The following is a 14,732-nucleotide window of genomic DNA, read 5'->3' on the forward strand; positions in this document are numbered from 1 at the left end:
CCCTTTTTGCATAAAATTTAGGCATCCTTGGCAAAATACAGAAGTCGTACTAGCATAAGGAGGTGCCACTATGAGCGAACAAAACCGTAACAGCAACGAACCGACAAAAGCGGAAGTCCAGACTACGAAATTGAACAAAATGCCGGTTCCAGGTGAATTTGACACCGAGTTCTCTGCCGAAGAAGCAGCCGAGGTGTTTGAACAGCAGCAGCCTAGCGCGGGTCAAAACACCGAAAACCAGTCATAATAACATGCAGAAGACCTCATCGATGATCTGTTGTTTACGGGATCACGGTGAGGTCTTTTTAGTCGGTCATCTAACAAGCGAACCGGATTTGAGGATTAAACCACCCTGCCTAGGATCATCGTTTATATCCCTTTGGTGCCAATCCGTTTCGCGAGCTCCGCCAAATCCTGCCCTTTGAGGGCGCCCTCCACCAGCTGCGGAAGAAGCGCAGGAGTGCATGCGAAGCAAGGGGTGCCGTCCCGGGACAGCTGTTTGGCTACCTGCTCGTCATAGAAGGGTTTACCCTCGTCGGATAAAGCGAGAAGACACATCGTCTTGACCCCCGCTTCCCGCAATTCGCGCATGCGCCGGATCAGTCCGGCCTGATTGCCGCCTTCATACAGGTCTGAAATGATGATGAACAGCGTCTTTTTCGGCTCCTCGATAAACTGCTCGCAATAAGCGACCGATTTATGAATATCCGTCCCGCCGCCGAGCTGGATCCCGAACAGCATATCCACCGGGTCATGGGCACACTGCTCGGTCAGATCAACGACTTCCGTATCGAAAACCACCACGCGGGTGTCCAGCGAGGGAATGCTGGCAAATATGGATCCTACAACCGAAGCCCAGATCACGGATTCCGCCATGGAACCGCTTTGGTCGATATCCACGATGACGGTCCATTCTTTGCTCCGTTTGGCTCTGTCAAAATAGTAAAAACGCTCCGGCACGATCTGTTTGCGGTCCGCATCATAGTTTTTCAGATTGCGCTGTATCGTCCGCTTCCAGTCGATCCCGCTGAGCGAAGGGAGCGGCGTATGCTGCCTGCGGTTCAAGGCCCCGGTCACCGCCCGGCGGATATCCTCGTGAAGGCGCTGAACCAGCTCATCCACAACCGCCTTCACCAGCTGGCGTGCCGTATCCTTCGTTTTCTCGGGGATTTTCCCCTTTAGGGACAGCAGCGTGCCGACCAGCTGTATATCCGGCTTGACCGTAGCCAGCACCTCGGGCTCAAAAAGCAGCTGCTTCCAGCCTTTTCGTTCCATGGCATCATTCTGGATGATGGACACCACGTCTTCCGGGAAAAAGGAGCGGACGTCACCCAGCCACTGCGCGAGCCGAGGGGCCGACTTCCCCTGTCCGGCTCCCCGCTGTCCCGATGGCGCGCCGCCTGCATCCGTCCCGCCGTCCGTATTATCATAAATTGCGGCCAGCGCGCGGTCCATAATGCGTTCTTCCTCCGATAGCTCGATGCTCCCGCCGGGGCTGAAGCCCGCTAACTGAGACTCTGCCGACTGGCCCAGAATGAGCCGCCATCGCGATACTTGGTTGGATTCTTGCATACTGCTCATAGCCTAAAAATCCTCAAAATCAAAATCATTCAATTCGTCCAGCATTTTCGCTTCTTCCTCCTTCAAGTCACCGGTCAAAATCTCGGCGGCCTGCTCTGCGTTCACGCCCCAAAGTTCGCCAAGCAGCTCGGCTATCATCGTCTTTTCCTTGGGCGAGAAGCTACTGAACGCCCTGCGCAGAAAAACAAGGGCGCGCGCGAACTCTTCATCATCCAGGGACAGGATGTATTCATTCAGCTGCTCCCACAAGCTTAACCGTGATAGCAGGGCATAACGGTTCCGCATCGATAAGCCCTCGAACCATCCAGCCCCCAAATCGGCCGGAATGCCGGGGGAGAGTCTGCGCGAAACTTCTTCGGCGCACTGCTGCGCGGAAATCGCGTTCAGCTCCATTAAAACCGCGCAGGCATACCCCGACAGACGGGCATTGAGGTCATCCCTTTCCGACAAATGCCGAAGCTCTTGCAGCCAAAGTTCCTCGTCTACCTGCTCGGCATGCTCCATCGCAACGCTGTTCAGCTCATTCATAGCGGTGATCATCGAGCCGGACACCTCATCGCTGCACTGGCTGCCATCAAGCAGGAACAAGCAAGCGCGCATAAACAGCTGCTGAAGCAGCGGCACTAACGGCTCCGTATCCATTCGCCGGACCCCGCCATAACGGATCATCACGGATAACGACCGGGAAGCGGCCGCGATCTGTACGACATCACGGCTGTCCACAGCCAGCTTCTGCAGGGTCTGCCTGCCTGCTTCCATCTGGTGAATCATCCCGCACTCATAGGCGATTCGGATAAGCGAAGAGGCTTCGGCAATCGAGCTGCAGTCCGCCAGCTTCTGTTGGAGCATATAAGCGGCAGCTACTTCTACCGTCTCTCCCAGCAGCGTAGACTCCACGACCTGGATTTCAACCTCAGGCGTCCATTTCACAACCCAGTGCTCCGCCCACGCCGCCTGCTCCTGCCCGCTCGGCCTCGCGCTGACGAAGTCAATCCCCAGCAGCTTCAAGCGGTGAAACAAGAAGGAACGGTTCAAATCCAGATAGGCGGATTCTTTCGAAGCAACCCTTCGGTTTTCGCGCAAATCCAGAATTACATCGTTGGCCACAACCGATTTATATTTCTCCAGCTTCAACCTTTTGAGCTGGCGGTTCAGGTCGTCCTGGATCGGCGTCTGGCTGACGCCTTCGGCCAGCTCGCCGATCGCCGTGCCGATATCCGTTCGGGCAAGCTCCTCTGCCACGACGGCAAGCTCACCGCGCCCAAGCAGCGTCTGGGCCGCATCCCGCAAATCCCGCAAGGTGGGGATGCCGCCCCCATGGAGCGCGGCGAGCGACTCCGCCAGCCGGACGGCTTCGATCACTTCTGCCGTTGACCGGTGGGTCCCTTTCTTTCTCATCGAGCCCGCCACCAAGGATAAATACTGATGCGGCAATTCCGTTAGCGCGCCCTTCAGCATCCGTTCCCACATCATTTCAAAATAATGGGGAGCCGCATTTCCTGCGCCATAGCCGGAAATAGACGACAGTTTATAGTAAGAGTATGGCATCAGGGTCAGTTTGGTTGCCCGGGAAGGCAGCTGAGTTAATTCCTCGTCGCTCATCGGGTTAGACAGATCGCTAAGGGCAGGGGCATGGTATGCCCCGCAGACGACGACAATGCGTTCGGGCTCATGCCCCGCCGCAATCGCTTCAACAATCTGACGGCGCATGTAAGACTCCCGGACGGCATTGTAGGCGTACTCCACTGTATCCTCAAGCCGTTCTCTCTCCTCCGAAAGTTCTCGCATATGCCCGGAAAAAGCCGTTATGGATTGCCGGTAAGACCCCGCGTTTAAATTATGTTCATAACTCCGCTCCCAGTACATATCGTAATCGTATTCGCCAGCAAGCTCGGCTATCCGCTCATATACGGATTTTCCGGCCGGCAGGCTATCATTCGACGGCTCTGCTGCACCTGAAACGCTTCCCGGCTTCCCGGCTTCGGACTCTTCCCCGCCAGAACCGCCTACCGGGCTGCGGCGGAGCTCCTGAAGGCATACGGCAGAGGACGACGGCAGATCGATAAATGCGGCGTAGGCTCCGTGCTTCTGCGCCCATTTCATCGCCTGATATTCCGGAGAATATACCGCAAAAGGCCAAAGTACGGTTTGTACCGGCACTTCTTCGGTAAATGCCAATATGGCAACCGGCGGCTTTGTCGTGGCATGGGCCAGATGCCGGATTTCCCCGCTTGCGTCAGACGGTCCTTCAATGAGGACGGCGGTGGGATCAATCTCATCCAGAAAATCTACTAAATGCTTCGCACCGGCGGGTGACAAATGCCGAACGCCAAAAACATGGATGCCGGCGGCATTCACTTGTTTATCTCCTTACATGCTTGATATAAGCCCCGCCACTCGGCACCGCGCTTTTTCATCACGTTGTCGAGATATTCCTTCCACACGAGCCGGTCCTTATCATCATCCTTCACGATCGCGCCTTGAAGTCCTGCTGCCAAATCCTCGTCGGTGAGCTCCCCGCTGCCAAAGCTGGCTGCCAGCGCCATGCTGTTGGTCAGGAGCGAAATCGCTTCAGCCGTCGAGATTACCCCGGCAGGAGACTTCACTTTTTCCTTTTTATCCAGGGTCATGCCGCTGCGCAGCTCGCGAAAGATGGTAACTACCTTAAGCAGTGCTTCATCTGCAGGAGCAGCAGCCTGAAGATCGTAAGAGGAAGCAATCTCCGACACCCGTTTCTTCACGATTTCGATTTCGGTTTCCAGATCCGCAGGAGCCGGAAGCACGATGATGTTGAAACGGCGCTTCAGCGCGGTCGACATCTCATTGACCCCGCGGTCTCTCGTATTCGCTGTAGCGATAATCGAGAAGCCTTTTCGGGCATTCATTTCTTTTCCGAGTTCAGGCACCGAAATCGTCTTTTCGGACAAAATGGAGATAAGGGCATCCTGTACCTCCGAGGCGCAGCGGGAAATCTCTTCGAACCGGGCGATCCCGCCCGCTTCCATCGCCCGCATGATCGGGCTCTGCACCAGCGCTTCGGGGGTAGGGCCTTGGGCAAGCAGCATGGCGTAGTTCCAGGAATACCGCACGTGTTCTTCGCTTGTTCCAGCCGTGCCCTGTACGACCAATCCGGAATTTCCATAGATTGCTGCCGCCAGATTTTCGGACAGCCAGGATTTGGCCGTACCTGGTTCCCCGATCAATAACAGGGCGCGGTCGGTTACCAGGGTAGCGACCGCCATCTCGATCAGTCGTTGGTTTCCGATATATTTAGGCGTGATTTCCGTCTTGCCGGCCTTGCCGCCAACGATGAATTTGAGTACGGATTGAGGGGACATCTGCCATCCGGCAGGAATTTTCCCGGTATCCTCCTTGCGCAGCGCTTCCAGCTCATGACGAAACAGTATTTCCGCGGGCTGGCGCATGATATCTTCCAATTGCTCTTGACCTGCTCCCATGGTTCCACTCCTTAATATTTATTGTTCTTTCATCTTGCGAAGGATATATCGAAGCTGATCCTCGGCGTTGTCCTTGTAGTTGCCCAGGACCGCATGAACGCGGTCATAATAACCTGCAGGCAACCGGCACAGCTGCGAGAATATAAAAGGCTCAATCATGTAGCAGTCCTGATTGCGCTTATCCTCAAGAGCGGCCACAACAGCTTCAAACAGCTCTTCATCCTTTATGCCGGTACGAACAAGACCCATAATAATCAGATTGGCAAACCGGTTGCGGAATTCCGGCGAATTCTGCAGCTTTGCCAGCAAATACGATTCGGCTTCCCGATGTCCCCGGCGGGCGAACGCGCTGACCAGCGCCAGCTCATCCTGCTCGATCAACAGCTCCAGCCATCTTTCATCCCAGCTTGCCAGCAGCTGCTCTTGCGGGAGCATCTCCACGTAATACGTGTAGCTCTCCTTGCCCGTAAACGGCAAAACTTCCTCATAAGGCTTATACTGCCTGCGGATTACCAGATCTGATAGGGTATCCAAAAGCTTTTTCCGCTCCTTGGCCGCGTTGCTGAGCGGGGACGAGGCGAAGCCTTGTAACAGAACGTCCTTGTATTGCTCATATACGCGGTCAGGCGGGAGCACGCGCGCGGCTTTTTGGAAGACCTCGCGGACATAAGAGCCGCTGTGTCTATATTGCTCTATATCATTCTCCGCATTTTGGCGCAGCAGTTCCCTGGCTTCCCCGGAATCCACGCGATTCATGTAGATGACCGCTTCATTCATCAGATAGGTCCAGCCCAAAGACTTGATGTATAAGGCATACTGTTGAAGCACGTTCCGGTACAGCTCTTCGAGCTCCGGATTTTGTTTGTCGTGTAGGGCCCACAAGCAGCGTTTCACCTTGATCCAGCTCTCCTCCAGCTTTTGCTTGTCGTCCAGGGATTCGGAAGCCGATTGAAGCTCGGCCGACAAGTCTCGTACAAGCCAATCCGTCAACAGGGCGGAACGGCATCTGCCTAAGGCAGGATTCACCAACTCTTTGTCTTTTCCTTGAGCGGCTTCATACAACCGCTCCACGGCTTGATCGGAACCGTTCTCGGCCAGCGCGCCATAGGCCGCTTCGCGAATGACCTTCTTCTTGCTCCTGCTCCATTCCATCAGATCCGCTTCAAACTCTTCGTACCGCGCAAGCAGTTTGATGGCCATGCACCGTACCTCGTCGCTGCCGATCTCGGCCGCTTGGCGGATCAGCTCCAGCGCTTCCTTCCCGCCTGTTGCCGCCATCACCTTCAGCTTGCGTGATTCCGGCCTTCCGCCAGCCGGATTAAAACTTTCCATCAGAAACGGAACGATTTCCGGGCCGTATGCCGGCAGTATCTCATTGGCCGCGAGCTCGCCAATCTCGACGTATGGGTCATTCAACGCTTCGATTGCAAGGTATACCAGACGGAAATCCCGGAACACCCCTTCCTTCCACGCTTCTTCTATGATCTCGTAACGGCCGCTGCCCGTCGTGGTCAGGGCGGTCTGTACTGCTGAAAGCTTGCGGTAGGATAAATGGGATGACAGCGAAACCGGATGATGGTCTGCCTGAAACAGTTCTCCCTCGGGTGCTGTCGTTCCTTGCGTATGCAGCACGGAGCTCAGCAGCTGGTTTAAATCCTGAAGCAGCTGTGCGGACTGGTTTTCCTTCTTGGAATCCGGCTCGATCAAGGCAAGGATTCCTTCGCCCAATCGTTTGAACACGGGAGCGCGTTCTCCCAGCTGTTGAAACTGCGGCAGCAGCCGCTTCAGGCGGAAATCGCCTGCCGCGAGCTCGCTGCCGGCGATATATAAACGCCTAACCTCTTGGTTAAGCTCCTGCAGTAATGCCGTACTCATGTTCGCTTTCCTCCTTCGTTACCCTGCTTAGTACAATAGCCGGATGATTTCGTTCGTCGTAATGATGCTTAGCGGCTGTGCCCAGAGACGGCCCGTCGCAAGGTTGTGCTCAAACATAACCAGCATGGATACGCCGCTCAGCTTCTCCTCCGGCAAATACCGCAGCATCGGCACGGTTGGTTCCATATACACATCGGCCAGCCCGATCGACTGCCCGGATTCATCCGTAATGGCATATTGCCCTTCAGCGTTCCGGCCAATCCCGGATACATGCAGCAGCATGACGGGGTTGCTGTCGCTAAGCGGATTCTTGAGCTGGTTCTTCACCTTTTTAACGGCTTCAGCATAAGAACCCGCCGCATGGTTGCGAATCCATTCCAGATCCTCTTCCGTTACCGGACTTGAGGTCATTTCTTCAAAGCGAACACGCCGGTTCATATCACCCGGGTAGCGATACAGTACAGGGACATGGGCTTTATCAAAGAAGCTGTCTTCTTCCCGCATCAGCTTGGCGGCTTTGTAAGGACGGTACTGGATCGTTCGGTGAATTTCGCCGCTGTCCTTCTGGATCCAGTACCCGGTATCCACATGCTCCAGCCGCGCATCGTCGGCATAACTCAGAAAAGAAAGCTGTACCAGCTCCGCTCCTTCGCTCACTAACCCATAGCTTTGCAGCTCGGTCAGCTGCCATGCATGCCCCAGCCATTCCTCTATCGTCGACTCGTGGTCCAGCCTCATATCCGGATCCTCAAGTTTTGTGGTCAGGTACTGTCTGCCCTTCTTGATCATTGCGTTCATGACGGCAAGCTGCCCCACCGCATATGTATAAGCTTTCTCCTGGTCTTCGGATGACAGAACCAGCGCCAGGCGGCGGAGTTCCGTCTGAGCACCCGATAAGTAATAATTGCCCATCTGCTTCACATGCTCCTGGATCCGCTTATGTTCTTTTTTGTCCAATGTCCCGAGACCGTTCCGGATCAACGAGTGTATAAGCTTTTCCAGTACGTCCAGGCCTTCTAGCTGGGCATGGAGTTTCTTTTTTAACGCCGATTTGTTAACCTTCTTCGGTTTGGGTGCTGCTCCTTCGGCTGCTTCTTTGAGCTTGCGCTCTTCCCGCTTCTCCGCCTTCTCCCGCTTGGCGGCCAAATCCTCCGGCACCTCGGCGGGGGTGAACGACGCTCCGCCCGCATAAGCATATAGCAGTCCAAGCACATGTTTGCACGGAAACTGCCGGCTCGGGCAGGTGCACCGCATGACCGGCTTATCCGGCACCGCAAAATCGGCGGACGGCTGGTAATCGGAACTTCCGCTGCCGGCACAGGTGCCGAACAACACGGCTTGATCCTCGGAATGATGCAGCTTGAGGAATCGTCCTTTTTTTACTAGACCTTGCCCGTTCTTAATGGCCGCGCTATTCGGCGCCTGCGAATCGATCCATGTCTCTGTAATCTCAACCAAACTCATACCCTCCTAAATCAAATCGCTGCGTTCAGAAAACAGCAATAATATCCATTACGTTTAATCATATCGAATCTTCGCCCTGCTCCCTACCCTTCTAAAGACCTATTTAAGAACACCCATTCCTATTTATTCCATCATCCTCCTCCTTAAATGGAACATATTGTTATACTATGCTGCCGTTAAAATAAAAAAGAGCCGGCTAAGCCGGTTCTTCGAAATTTGCTATCACCCAGGAGTAGACGAACACGCGCAATGCGGACTTAAAGATCGCCTGCGGCGTTCGCTTATCCCTTTTGTCTCCGATGCCGTTAGTCTTTTCGCGCTTGATACCGCCCTGTTCGAATCTCGAGAATATACGATTCAGGGTGGGGCATGCCGGACTCCAACGCATCCTGCACGGCTTGTTCGATCGGATACGGCACACGGATGCATTGAATGTTTAACGGCGCGGGATCTTCGCTTCCATAGACTCCCTCCAGAACGACGTAAGACGCCTCGGGCATTTCAAGTGGATTGCCGACGCTGCCGGTATTAAACAGCGTTCTCCCGTCCAGATGCTGGTGATAGGCATTATGGATATCGCCGTAACCGGCGACGTCCGCGATTCTCGGGCTGCCGCACAGCGGGGAGCTGTGAAACAAGGTAGCCCGCTTCTCCTGGTCATCCCAGGGCTGGATCCGTTCGTACACGCTTCGCGGCGAAGCATGAAACAGCCGGACCCATTTACCGCTCATCATGAATTCTATGACATAAGGGAGGCCGGCAAGATATTGCAGCCTCTCGCTTCCGAGTCTATGCTGATGCCATAGCAGCGACGGATCATCGGTCTCATTGCCAATAAAGTCGTCCCAATTCCCCTTAATGACCTGCTGGCAATGGGTTCGTACCATATCCACCGCCACATCGCCGTGCGGGCCCTTGCCGATCAAGTCGCCCAGGCAATAGATGGTTTCTATTCCGCGGCGTTGGATATCCCTAAGAACTGCCTCCAGTGCAGGGATATTTCCGTGTATGTCGGAGATTAATGCAAATTGCGCCATCAGCCGGCCTCCAAACTTTGTTTATTTCGGTTTGCTATGGTTATGGCGGAGTTGCTTCCGTATATTCATCCTATGTCTCTTTTTAGCCAGGGATGAACCCGTTCAGCGATTCACGCCGTGCCCCAAAATCAGGTCTTTGGATTTACCAATCCAGCACTTCATTTTCCATACAATATTAACTTATAATGAAAATAGTTTGAAGCTATTCTATAAGAAAGTCACAGGAAGGAGGTTATGCCGTTCCATGCATTGCCGTCCGGAAGCGTTCGGGCACGCGATGCGTGTTTCAACTACATCGGCAGTACATAACGTGCATTGGAAGGAGGCAATTATACGCCGGAACGTGCCAAATCCTTATTTTGGATGTTTTAATTTTTAGTCTATTGTATTAAGGTAATCATATATTTTTACTCACGCAAGCTAGGTAACTGAATAAGATTTAAGCATCACCGACTTCACCACGTTAGGAGGCTGACGATAGTGAATACACGCAGGATGGTTAGCTTAGGGTTACTGATTCTTGTCTTGATCATCAGCGGTTGTACGGGAAATGTTTCAACCGAAAAAACGAAAACGCTTACACTTTGGTATTGGAACCGAAGCCTGGACGATGAGCTGATTAAGTCTGTTGAAAAGGAGTTTCCGGGTATCCGCATCGACGCGCAAAAAATCGGTGGCGACTTCAAATCGAAATTAAAAACAACGCTGGCCGCCGGCTCCGGAGGGCCGGACATCGTCGCATTTAACGACTGGGTGGCGGAGCTGTTTACGAGTTCGGATCGCTTCTACGATCTGTATGAGCTTGGCGCCAAAGAAATCGAACCGGATTTCCTGGATTGGAAATGGAAGCTCGGCGTTACGCCGGAAGGCGCCATGATCGCCTTGCCGATCGATACGGGGCCAACGGCTTTATACTACAGAGCGGATTTGTTCGAGGAAGCCGGACTTCCGACCGAACCGGAAGATGTCCACGAGCAGCTCGGCACCTGGGATCAATATTTCGAGGCGGGACAGAAGCTGCAGGAGCATTTTGATCAAAAAGTGAAAATGCTCGATAACATCACGAACATTTATACCCAAATCAATGCCCAATCCGATCGCATCTATTTTGCCGAGGATGGAACGTTCATCGGCGAGTCCGCGGAATCTTCGATGAAAACGGCCTGGGATACGGCGGTAAAGGCCTCCCAAATGAAGCTGAGCGCCAACGTCAACACTTCTTCCTCAGAGTGGAATGCCGCCATGAACAACGGGCGGGTCGCTTCCTTTGTCGGTGCGGTCTGGATGAAGGAAATACTCATGCAGGCGGCGCCGGACACCACCGGCAAATGGAGGGTAGCCCGTGCACCTGCCGGTGACGGCAACAACGGCGGTTCCTTCCTTGCCATTATGAAGACAAGTAAATATCCGCAGGAAGCATTTGATGTCATGAAATACATTCAGAACCCGGAAAATCAGGTTCAGTCCTTTAAGAAGATCAACCTCTTCCCTTCCGCCAAGGACGCGCTGGATGCACCCGTCATGAAGGAACCCGAAGAATTTTTCGGAAATCAGGCGACGGGCGAGGTGTTCTCGGAATCTGCACGAAACGTTAAGCCGGCTTATTTCGGCGGGAAGTTCGCGAATGTCAACGGCATTGTCAATCGAGAGCTGTCCTCGGTTGCCCTACAGGGCAAAAATCCCGATAAAGCCTGGGCCGACGCGCTGGCCAGGGTCAAAAAAGAACTGCTGCGCTGACCAAGGTTCTTGTTTTGCGAGGTATGGCTTTCCGATTGTTAGGAGTACTTAAATACCAACCGCTACAGGAGGTACAGTACGATGGATAATCCAATGCTGAATCGCACGCCCGTGGAACAGAAGCCTGTTCCCAAGCATCCGAAATCCCAAGACCGACTGTCTGCACAGATCTGGAAGCACCGCAAAGAATATTTGGCGATATCCCCTTTTTACATTCTATTTGCCATCTTCGGGCTGTTCCCGATCGCCTTTTCCATGTTCCTGTCCTTTCAAAAATGGGACGGCATCGGCGAGATGACCTATAACGGTCTCAATAACTATCAATTCATGCTGACCGATCCGGAATTTTGGAGAGCCGTCGGCAATACACTGCTGATCTGGATTTACTCCACGATACCGATGCTGTTCATCGCGCTGGTCGTGGCTTTCCTGCTAAATGCATCGTTCGTCCGTTTCCGCACCTTCTTTCGCATCGGTTATTTCCTGCCAAACGTCACCTCGCTTGTTGCGGTTGCCATCGTGTTCGGCACGGTCTTCTCGAACAACTACGGTCTCCTCAACTATATGTTGTCCTTGCTCGGCCTCAACTCCGTCGAATGGTTGAATAAGACGTGGGGCATTCAGTTAGCCATTTCGGTCATGGTTATATGGAGATGGGCGGGATATAACGCCATCATCTATCTTGCCGGGCTGCAGAGCATCCCGACGGTTCTGTACGAGGCAGCCAAGATCGACGGAGCCACCGGCATTCAATCCTTTTTCAGAATCACCATTCCCAATCTAAGGCCCATCATTCTCTTTACGGTCATTACGTCAACCATCGGCGGCATGCAGATCTTCACCGAGCCGCAAGTGCTGGTCGGCAATGACGGCGGCGTAAGCGGCGGCGGGATGACCATCGTCCTCTACCTGTACCGCGAAGCCTTCGTGAACAACTATTTCGGATATGGCGCTGCCGTCGGCTGGGGCATGTTCCTGCTCATCGCCCTCTTTTCCATCGTGAACTGGAAAATGGTGCAGGGCAGTCCTTCCAATGACTGAAAATGGGGGTGAATCGTATGTTCAAATGGAAATCCATTCTGCTGCACATCGGGTTGATCGCCGGATTGATCTTATCCATTTTTCCCTTCTACTGGCTGCTTGTGATGGCGACGCGCACCACTTCGGATATCTACAGCTTTCCTCCGAAACTATGGTTCGGTCCGCACTTGCTGGATAACGTGTCGAGGGTGCTGAGCAGCATCGACTTCTTCGGCGCCTTCTGGAATACCCTGTTCGTCGCTTCCGCTTGTACGCTGCTGGTCTTATTCTTCGATTCCCTGGCCGGATTCACGTTCGCCAAATTCCAGTTCCCGGGCAAAAAATGGCTGTTTGTCCTGCTGCTTGCCACCATGATGGCGCCCGCACAATTATCCTTGGTGCCTTCGTTTGTCATTATGGCAGAATTCGGATGGGTGGGCACCTACAAGGCGCTGATCATTCCGGGAATGGTCAACGCTTTCGGAATCTTCTGGATCAGGCAATATGCACAAGAATCGGTGCCTTCGGAGCTTCTCGATGCCGGTAAAATCGACGGCTGCGGTTTCTTCCGCCTCTATTGGAACATATCGCTGCCGATTCTGCGGCCCGCTTTATCGTTCTTGGCCGCCTTCACGTTCATCGGGGTATGGAACGACTATCTGTGGCCGCTCATCATTCTAAATGATGAGAACAAGTTCACCTTGCAGGTTGCGTTATCATCATTAAACGGAATATATACCACCGACTATTCGATGGTCATTGCCGGCACGCTGCTCGCGGTCATCCCGCTGATCGTCATGTTCTTGTTCATCAGCAAGCAATTCATTTCCGATATCGCCGCAGGCGCGATTAAGAGTTAACGGCAAAGGAGCTGCCTCCAGGTGTTATGCCTGGCAGGCAGCTCCTTTCTATATTCCGGTCCATGACTTACGCGCTACGGCACCATGACCAGCTGTTCATTTTCTTTCGTTCCTGTCTCTTCTGCTGAATCGGCTGTCTCCTCCCTTTTCAATTCTGCCGTTTCATCCAGCTTTTTGCGTCCCATTAAAGTTGCTGCCAGAAGCGCTAACGCTGCAGGAACGATAGCCCAGGCAAACGTAGCCGCGATGGAGGAAGCGAGCGTGTCCGAGATCGGCTTGAGCAGGTCGGACGGAATCCATGATCTCGTCTCCGGTGCCAATAAGATGTGAGGATCCTTAAGATCGAATCCTTCAGGAAGCCCACCGGTGTTCATCACGGCCGATCCCGATGTTAAGGAACCGGTGAAGGATCGGCTCTGGATCAACCCGAACACCGTAATGCCAATGGTCATTCCAAGCGACCGCGTGAAGTTGAAGGTCGAGCTCGCCATCCCGCGCTGTTTATAGGATAAGCCATGCATGACCGCCGTTCCCAGCACGGAGAACGATCCGCCGATGCCAAGCCCGATCAGAACCATGTACAAGGTAACGATGAACCTGCTGGATTCCGCAGTTAACGTCGAAGCGAGCACCATCCCTCCCGTAAACAGGATCAGCGTCGGGATCATGATGCTGCGATACGAGATTTTACTCATCAGAAAACCGCTGACCGTCGCCGTGACGACCGAGCCCACCATCATCGGCAGCAGGACCAGCCCCGAGTTCGTGGCGCTTCCGCCGAGCACGCCTTGAATGAAGATCGGAATGTAAACGGAAGCCACGATGAAGGATCCTCCGCTAAACAAGCCGCACAGCACGCTTGAGGTATAGAGTTTATTCTTGAATAAATGAAACGAGATGATCGGCTCCTCCGCCCTTCTCTCGGCAAGCACGAAGAGCACAAGCATGACGGCGGCAGCGCCAAACAAAGCCAGGATGACCCAGGAATCCCATGCCCATTGCTTCCCTCCAAGCTCAAGCGCGAACATGAAACAGATCACGCCCGCAAGGAGCGTGGTTGCTCCCTTCCAATCGATCGGCTGTTTGGAACGTTCATGCGATTCCTTATAGAATATCGTCACCATCAGGAAGGCCACGATGCCGATCGGCAAATTAATATAGAATATCCATTGCCAGGTAATATGATCCGTAATATAAGCGCCTGCGAGCGGCCCGAAAATGCTGGATAATCCAAAGACGGCTCCGAACAAACCGGTGAGCTTTCCGCGCTTCTCCAGCGGCACGGTGTCGAACATGATCGCGAAAGCGATCGGGATGAGGGCTCCGCCCCCTACGCCTTGCACGGCCCGATACAGCGCCAGCTCCGTGATGGAGCTTGCCGTACCGCACAGCACGGAGCCCAGCATGAATACAATCATCCCGAACACAAAGAATTTTTTGCGTCCATACATATCGGACAGTTTGCCGAAGATCGGCATCCCCGCAAGCTCGGCAACCATATACGCGGAGGTCACCCATACGAAATGATCAAGTCCTCCGAGCTCCCCGACGATGTTTCCCATGGCGGTTGCTACGATCGTATTGTCCATGGAGGCCATCAAGATGCCGAGCAGCAGGCCGGCAAGCACGATGGGCAGTTTGTTTCTGTTGGCTGTTTGTGTCTTCAAGTTCTCATACACTCCTTCTAAGTAGGTTTCCTT

General features: G+C 53.7%; 11 protein-coding genes. 4 read left to right on the forward strand and 7 right to left on the reverse strand.

Going from position 1 to position 14,732, the window contains the following annotated elements:
- Nucleotides 1–70: 70 nt before the first annotated feature.
- Nucleotides 71–247: a hypothetical protein gene (locus MHI43_RS19385; protein WP_015736028.1), complete on the forward strand. Its 177-nt coding sequence runs from the start codon at nt 71–73 to the stop codon at nt 245–247.
- 122 nt (nt 248–369) lie between these two features.
- On the opposite strand, the gene MHI43_RS19390 is transcribed toward MHI43_RS19385, so the two are convergent.
- The 6 genes from MHI43_RS19390 to MHI43_RS19415 form a co-directional block, all read right to left on the reverse strand.
- Nucleotides 370–1,581 carry a VWA domain-containing protein gene (locus tag MHI43_RS19390; RefSeq protein WP_036661222.1) on the reverse strand — a complete coding sequence of 404 codons (1,212 nt, stop codon included), beginning with the start codon at nt 1,579–1,581 and terminating at the stop codon, nt 370–372.
- Between the two features lie 3 nt (nt 1,582–1,584).
- Entirely contained in the window at nt 1,585–3,939 is a 2,355-nt protein-coding gene (locus tag MHI43_RS19395; protein WP_036661223.1) for a DUF5682 family protein, read from the reverse strand.
- Entirely contained in the window at nt 3,936–5,039 is a 1,104-nt protein-coding gene (locus tag MHI43_RS19400; RefSeq protein WP_009591055.1) for an AAA family ATPase, read from the reverse strand. The genes MHI43_RS19395 and MHI43_RS19400 overlap by 4 nt, the downstream gene beginning before the upstream one ends.
- 18 nt (nt 5,040–5,057) lie before the next feature.
- On the reverse strand, nt 5,058–6,914 hold the full coding sequence (locus MHI43_RS19405) for a HEAT repeat domain-containing protein (protein ID WP_036661225.1): 1,857 nt from the start codon (nt 6,912–6,914) through the stop codon (nt 5,058–5,060).
- 27 nt (nt 6,915–6,941) lie between these two features.
- Nucleotides 6,942–8,372 (reverse strand): SWIM zinc finger family protein, encoded by a 1,431-nt coding sequence (locus MHI43_RS19410; RefSeq protein WP_036661229.1) that lies wholly within the window; start codon nt 8,370–8,372, stop codon nt 6,942–6,944.
- Nucleotides 8,373–8,683: 311 nt separating this feature from the next.
- Nucleotides 8,684–9,415, reverse strand: a complete 732-nt coding sequence (locus MHI43_RS19415) for a metallophosphoesterase family protein (RefSeq protein ID WP_036661230.1) — start codon at nt 9,413–9,415, stop codon at nt 8,684–8,686.
- A 480-nt stretch (nt 9,416–9,895) separates the two neighbouring features.
- On the opposite strand from MHI43_RS19415, the gene MHI43_RS19420 reads away from it, so the two are divergent.
- The 3 genes from MHI43_RS19420 to MHI43_RS19430 all read left to right on the forward strand — a co-directional run bounded on the left by MHI43_RS19420 (nt 9,896) and on the right by MHI43_RS19430 (nt 13,032).
- Nucleotides 9,896–11,152: an extracellular solute-binding protein gene (locus tag MHI43_RS19420; protein WP_036661232.1), complete on the forward strand. Its 1,257-nt coding sequence runs from the start codon at nt 9,896–9,898 to the stop codon at nt 11,150–11,152.
- 81 nt (nt 11,153–11,233) lie between these two features.
- Nucleotides 11,234–12,193, forward strand: coding sequence for a sugar ABC transporter permease (locus tag MHI43_RS19425; protein WP_015736035.1), 960 nt, complete (start codon nt 11,234–11,236; stop codon nt 12,191–12,193).
- A 17-nt stretch (nt 12,194–12,210) separates the two neighbouring features.
- On the forward strand, nt 12,211–13,032 hold the full coding sequence (locus MHI43_RS19430; protein ID WP_009591051.1) for a carbohydrate ABC transporter permease: 822 nt from the start codon (nt 12,211–12,213) through the stop codon (nt 13,030–13,032).
- Nucleotides 13,033–13,106: 74 nt separating this feature from the next.
- On the opposite strand, the gene MHI43_RS19435 is transcribed toward MHI43_RS19430, so the two are convergent.
- The gene (locus MHI43_RS19435) at nt 13,107–14,699 is read right to left on the reverse strand and encodes an MDR family MFS transporter (RefSeq protein WP_036661234.1); all 1,593 of its coding nucleotides are present in this window, start codon (nt 14,697–14,699) and stop codon (nt 13,107–13,109) included.
- Between the last annotated feature and the right edge of the window lie 33 nt (nt 14,700–14,732).

The organism is Paenibacillus sp. FSL H8-0457, from assembly GCF_038051935.1.
Classification (GTDB): Bacteria; Bacillota; Bacilli; order Paenibacillales; family Paenibacillaceae; genus Paenibacillus_AQ; species Paenibacillus_AQ lautus_A.

Coding starts and splice junctions, on each gene's coding strand:
- MHI43_RS19385 (WP_015736028.1), top strand. CDS start 71: ATGAGCGAACAAAACCGTAACAGCAACGAACCGACAAAAGCGGAAGTC.
- MHI43_RS19390 (WP_036661222.1), bottom strand. CDS start 1,581: ATGAGCAGTATGCAAGAATCCAACCAAGTATCGCGATGGCGGCTCATT.
- MHI43_RS19400 (WP_009591055.1), bottom strand. CDS start 5,039: ATGGGAGCAGGTCAAGAGCAATTGGAAGATATCATGCGCCAGCCCGCG.
- MHI43_RS19405 (WP_036661225.1), bottom strand. CDS start 6,914: ATGAGTACGGCATTACTGCAGGAGCTTAACCAAGAGGTTAGGCGTTTA.
- MHI43_RS19415 (WP_036661230.1), bottom strand. CDS start 9,415: ATGGCGCAATTTGCATTAATCTCCGACATACACGGAAATATCCCTGCA.
- MHI43_RS19425 (WP_015736035.1), top strand. CDS start 11,234: ATGGATAATCCAATGCTGAATCGCACGCCCGTGGAACAGAAGCCTGTT.
- MHI43_RS19430 (WP_009591051.1), top strand. CDS start 12,211: ATGTTCAAATGGAAATCCATTCTGCTGCACATCGGGTTGATCGCCGGA.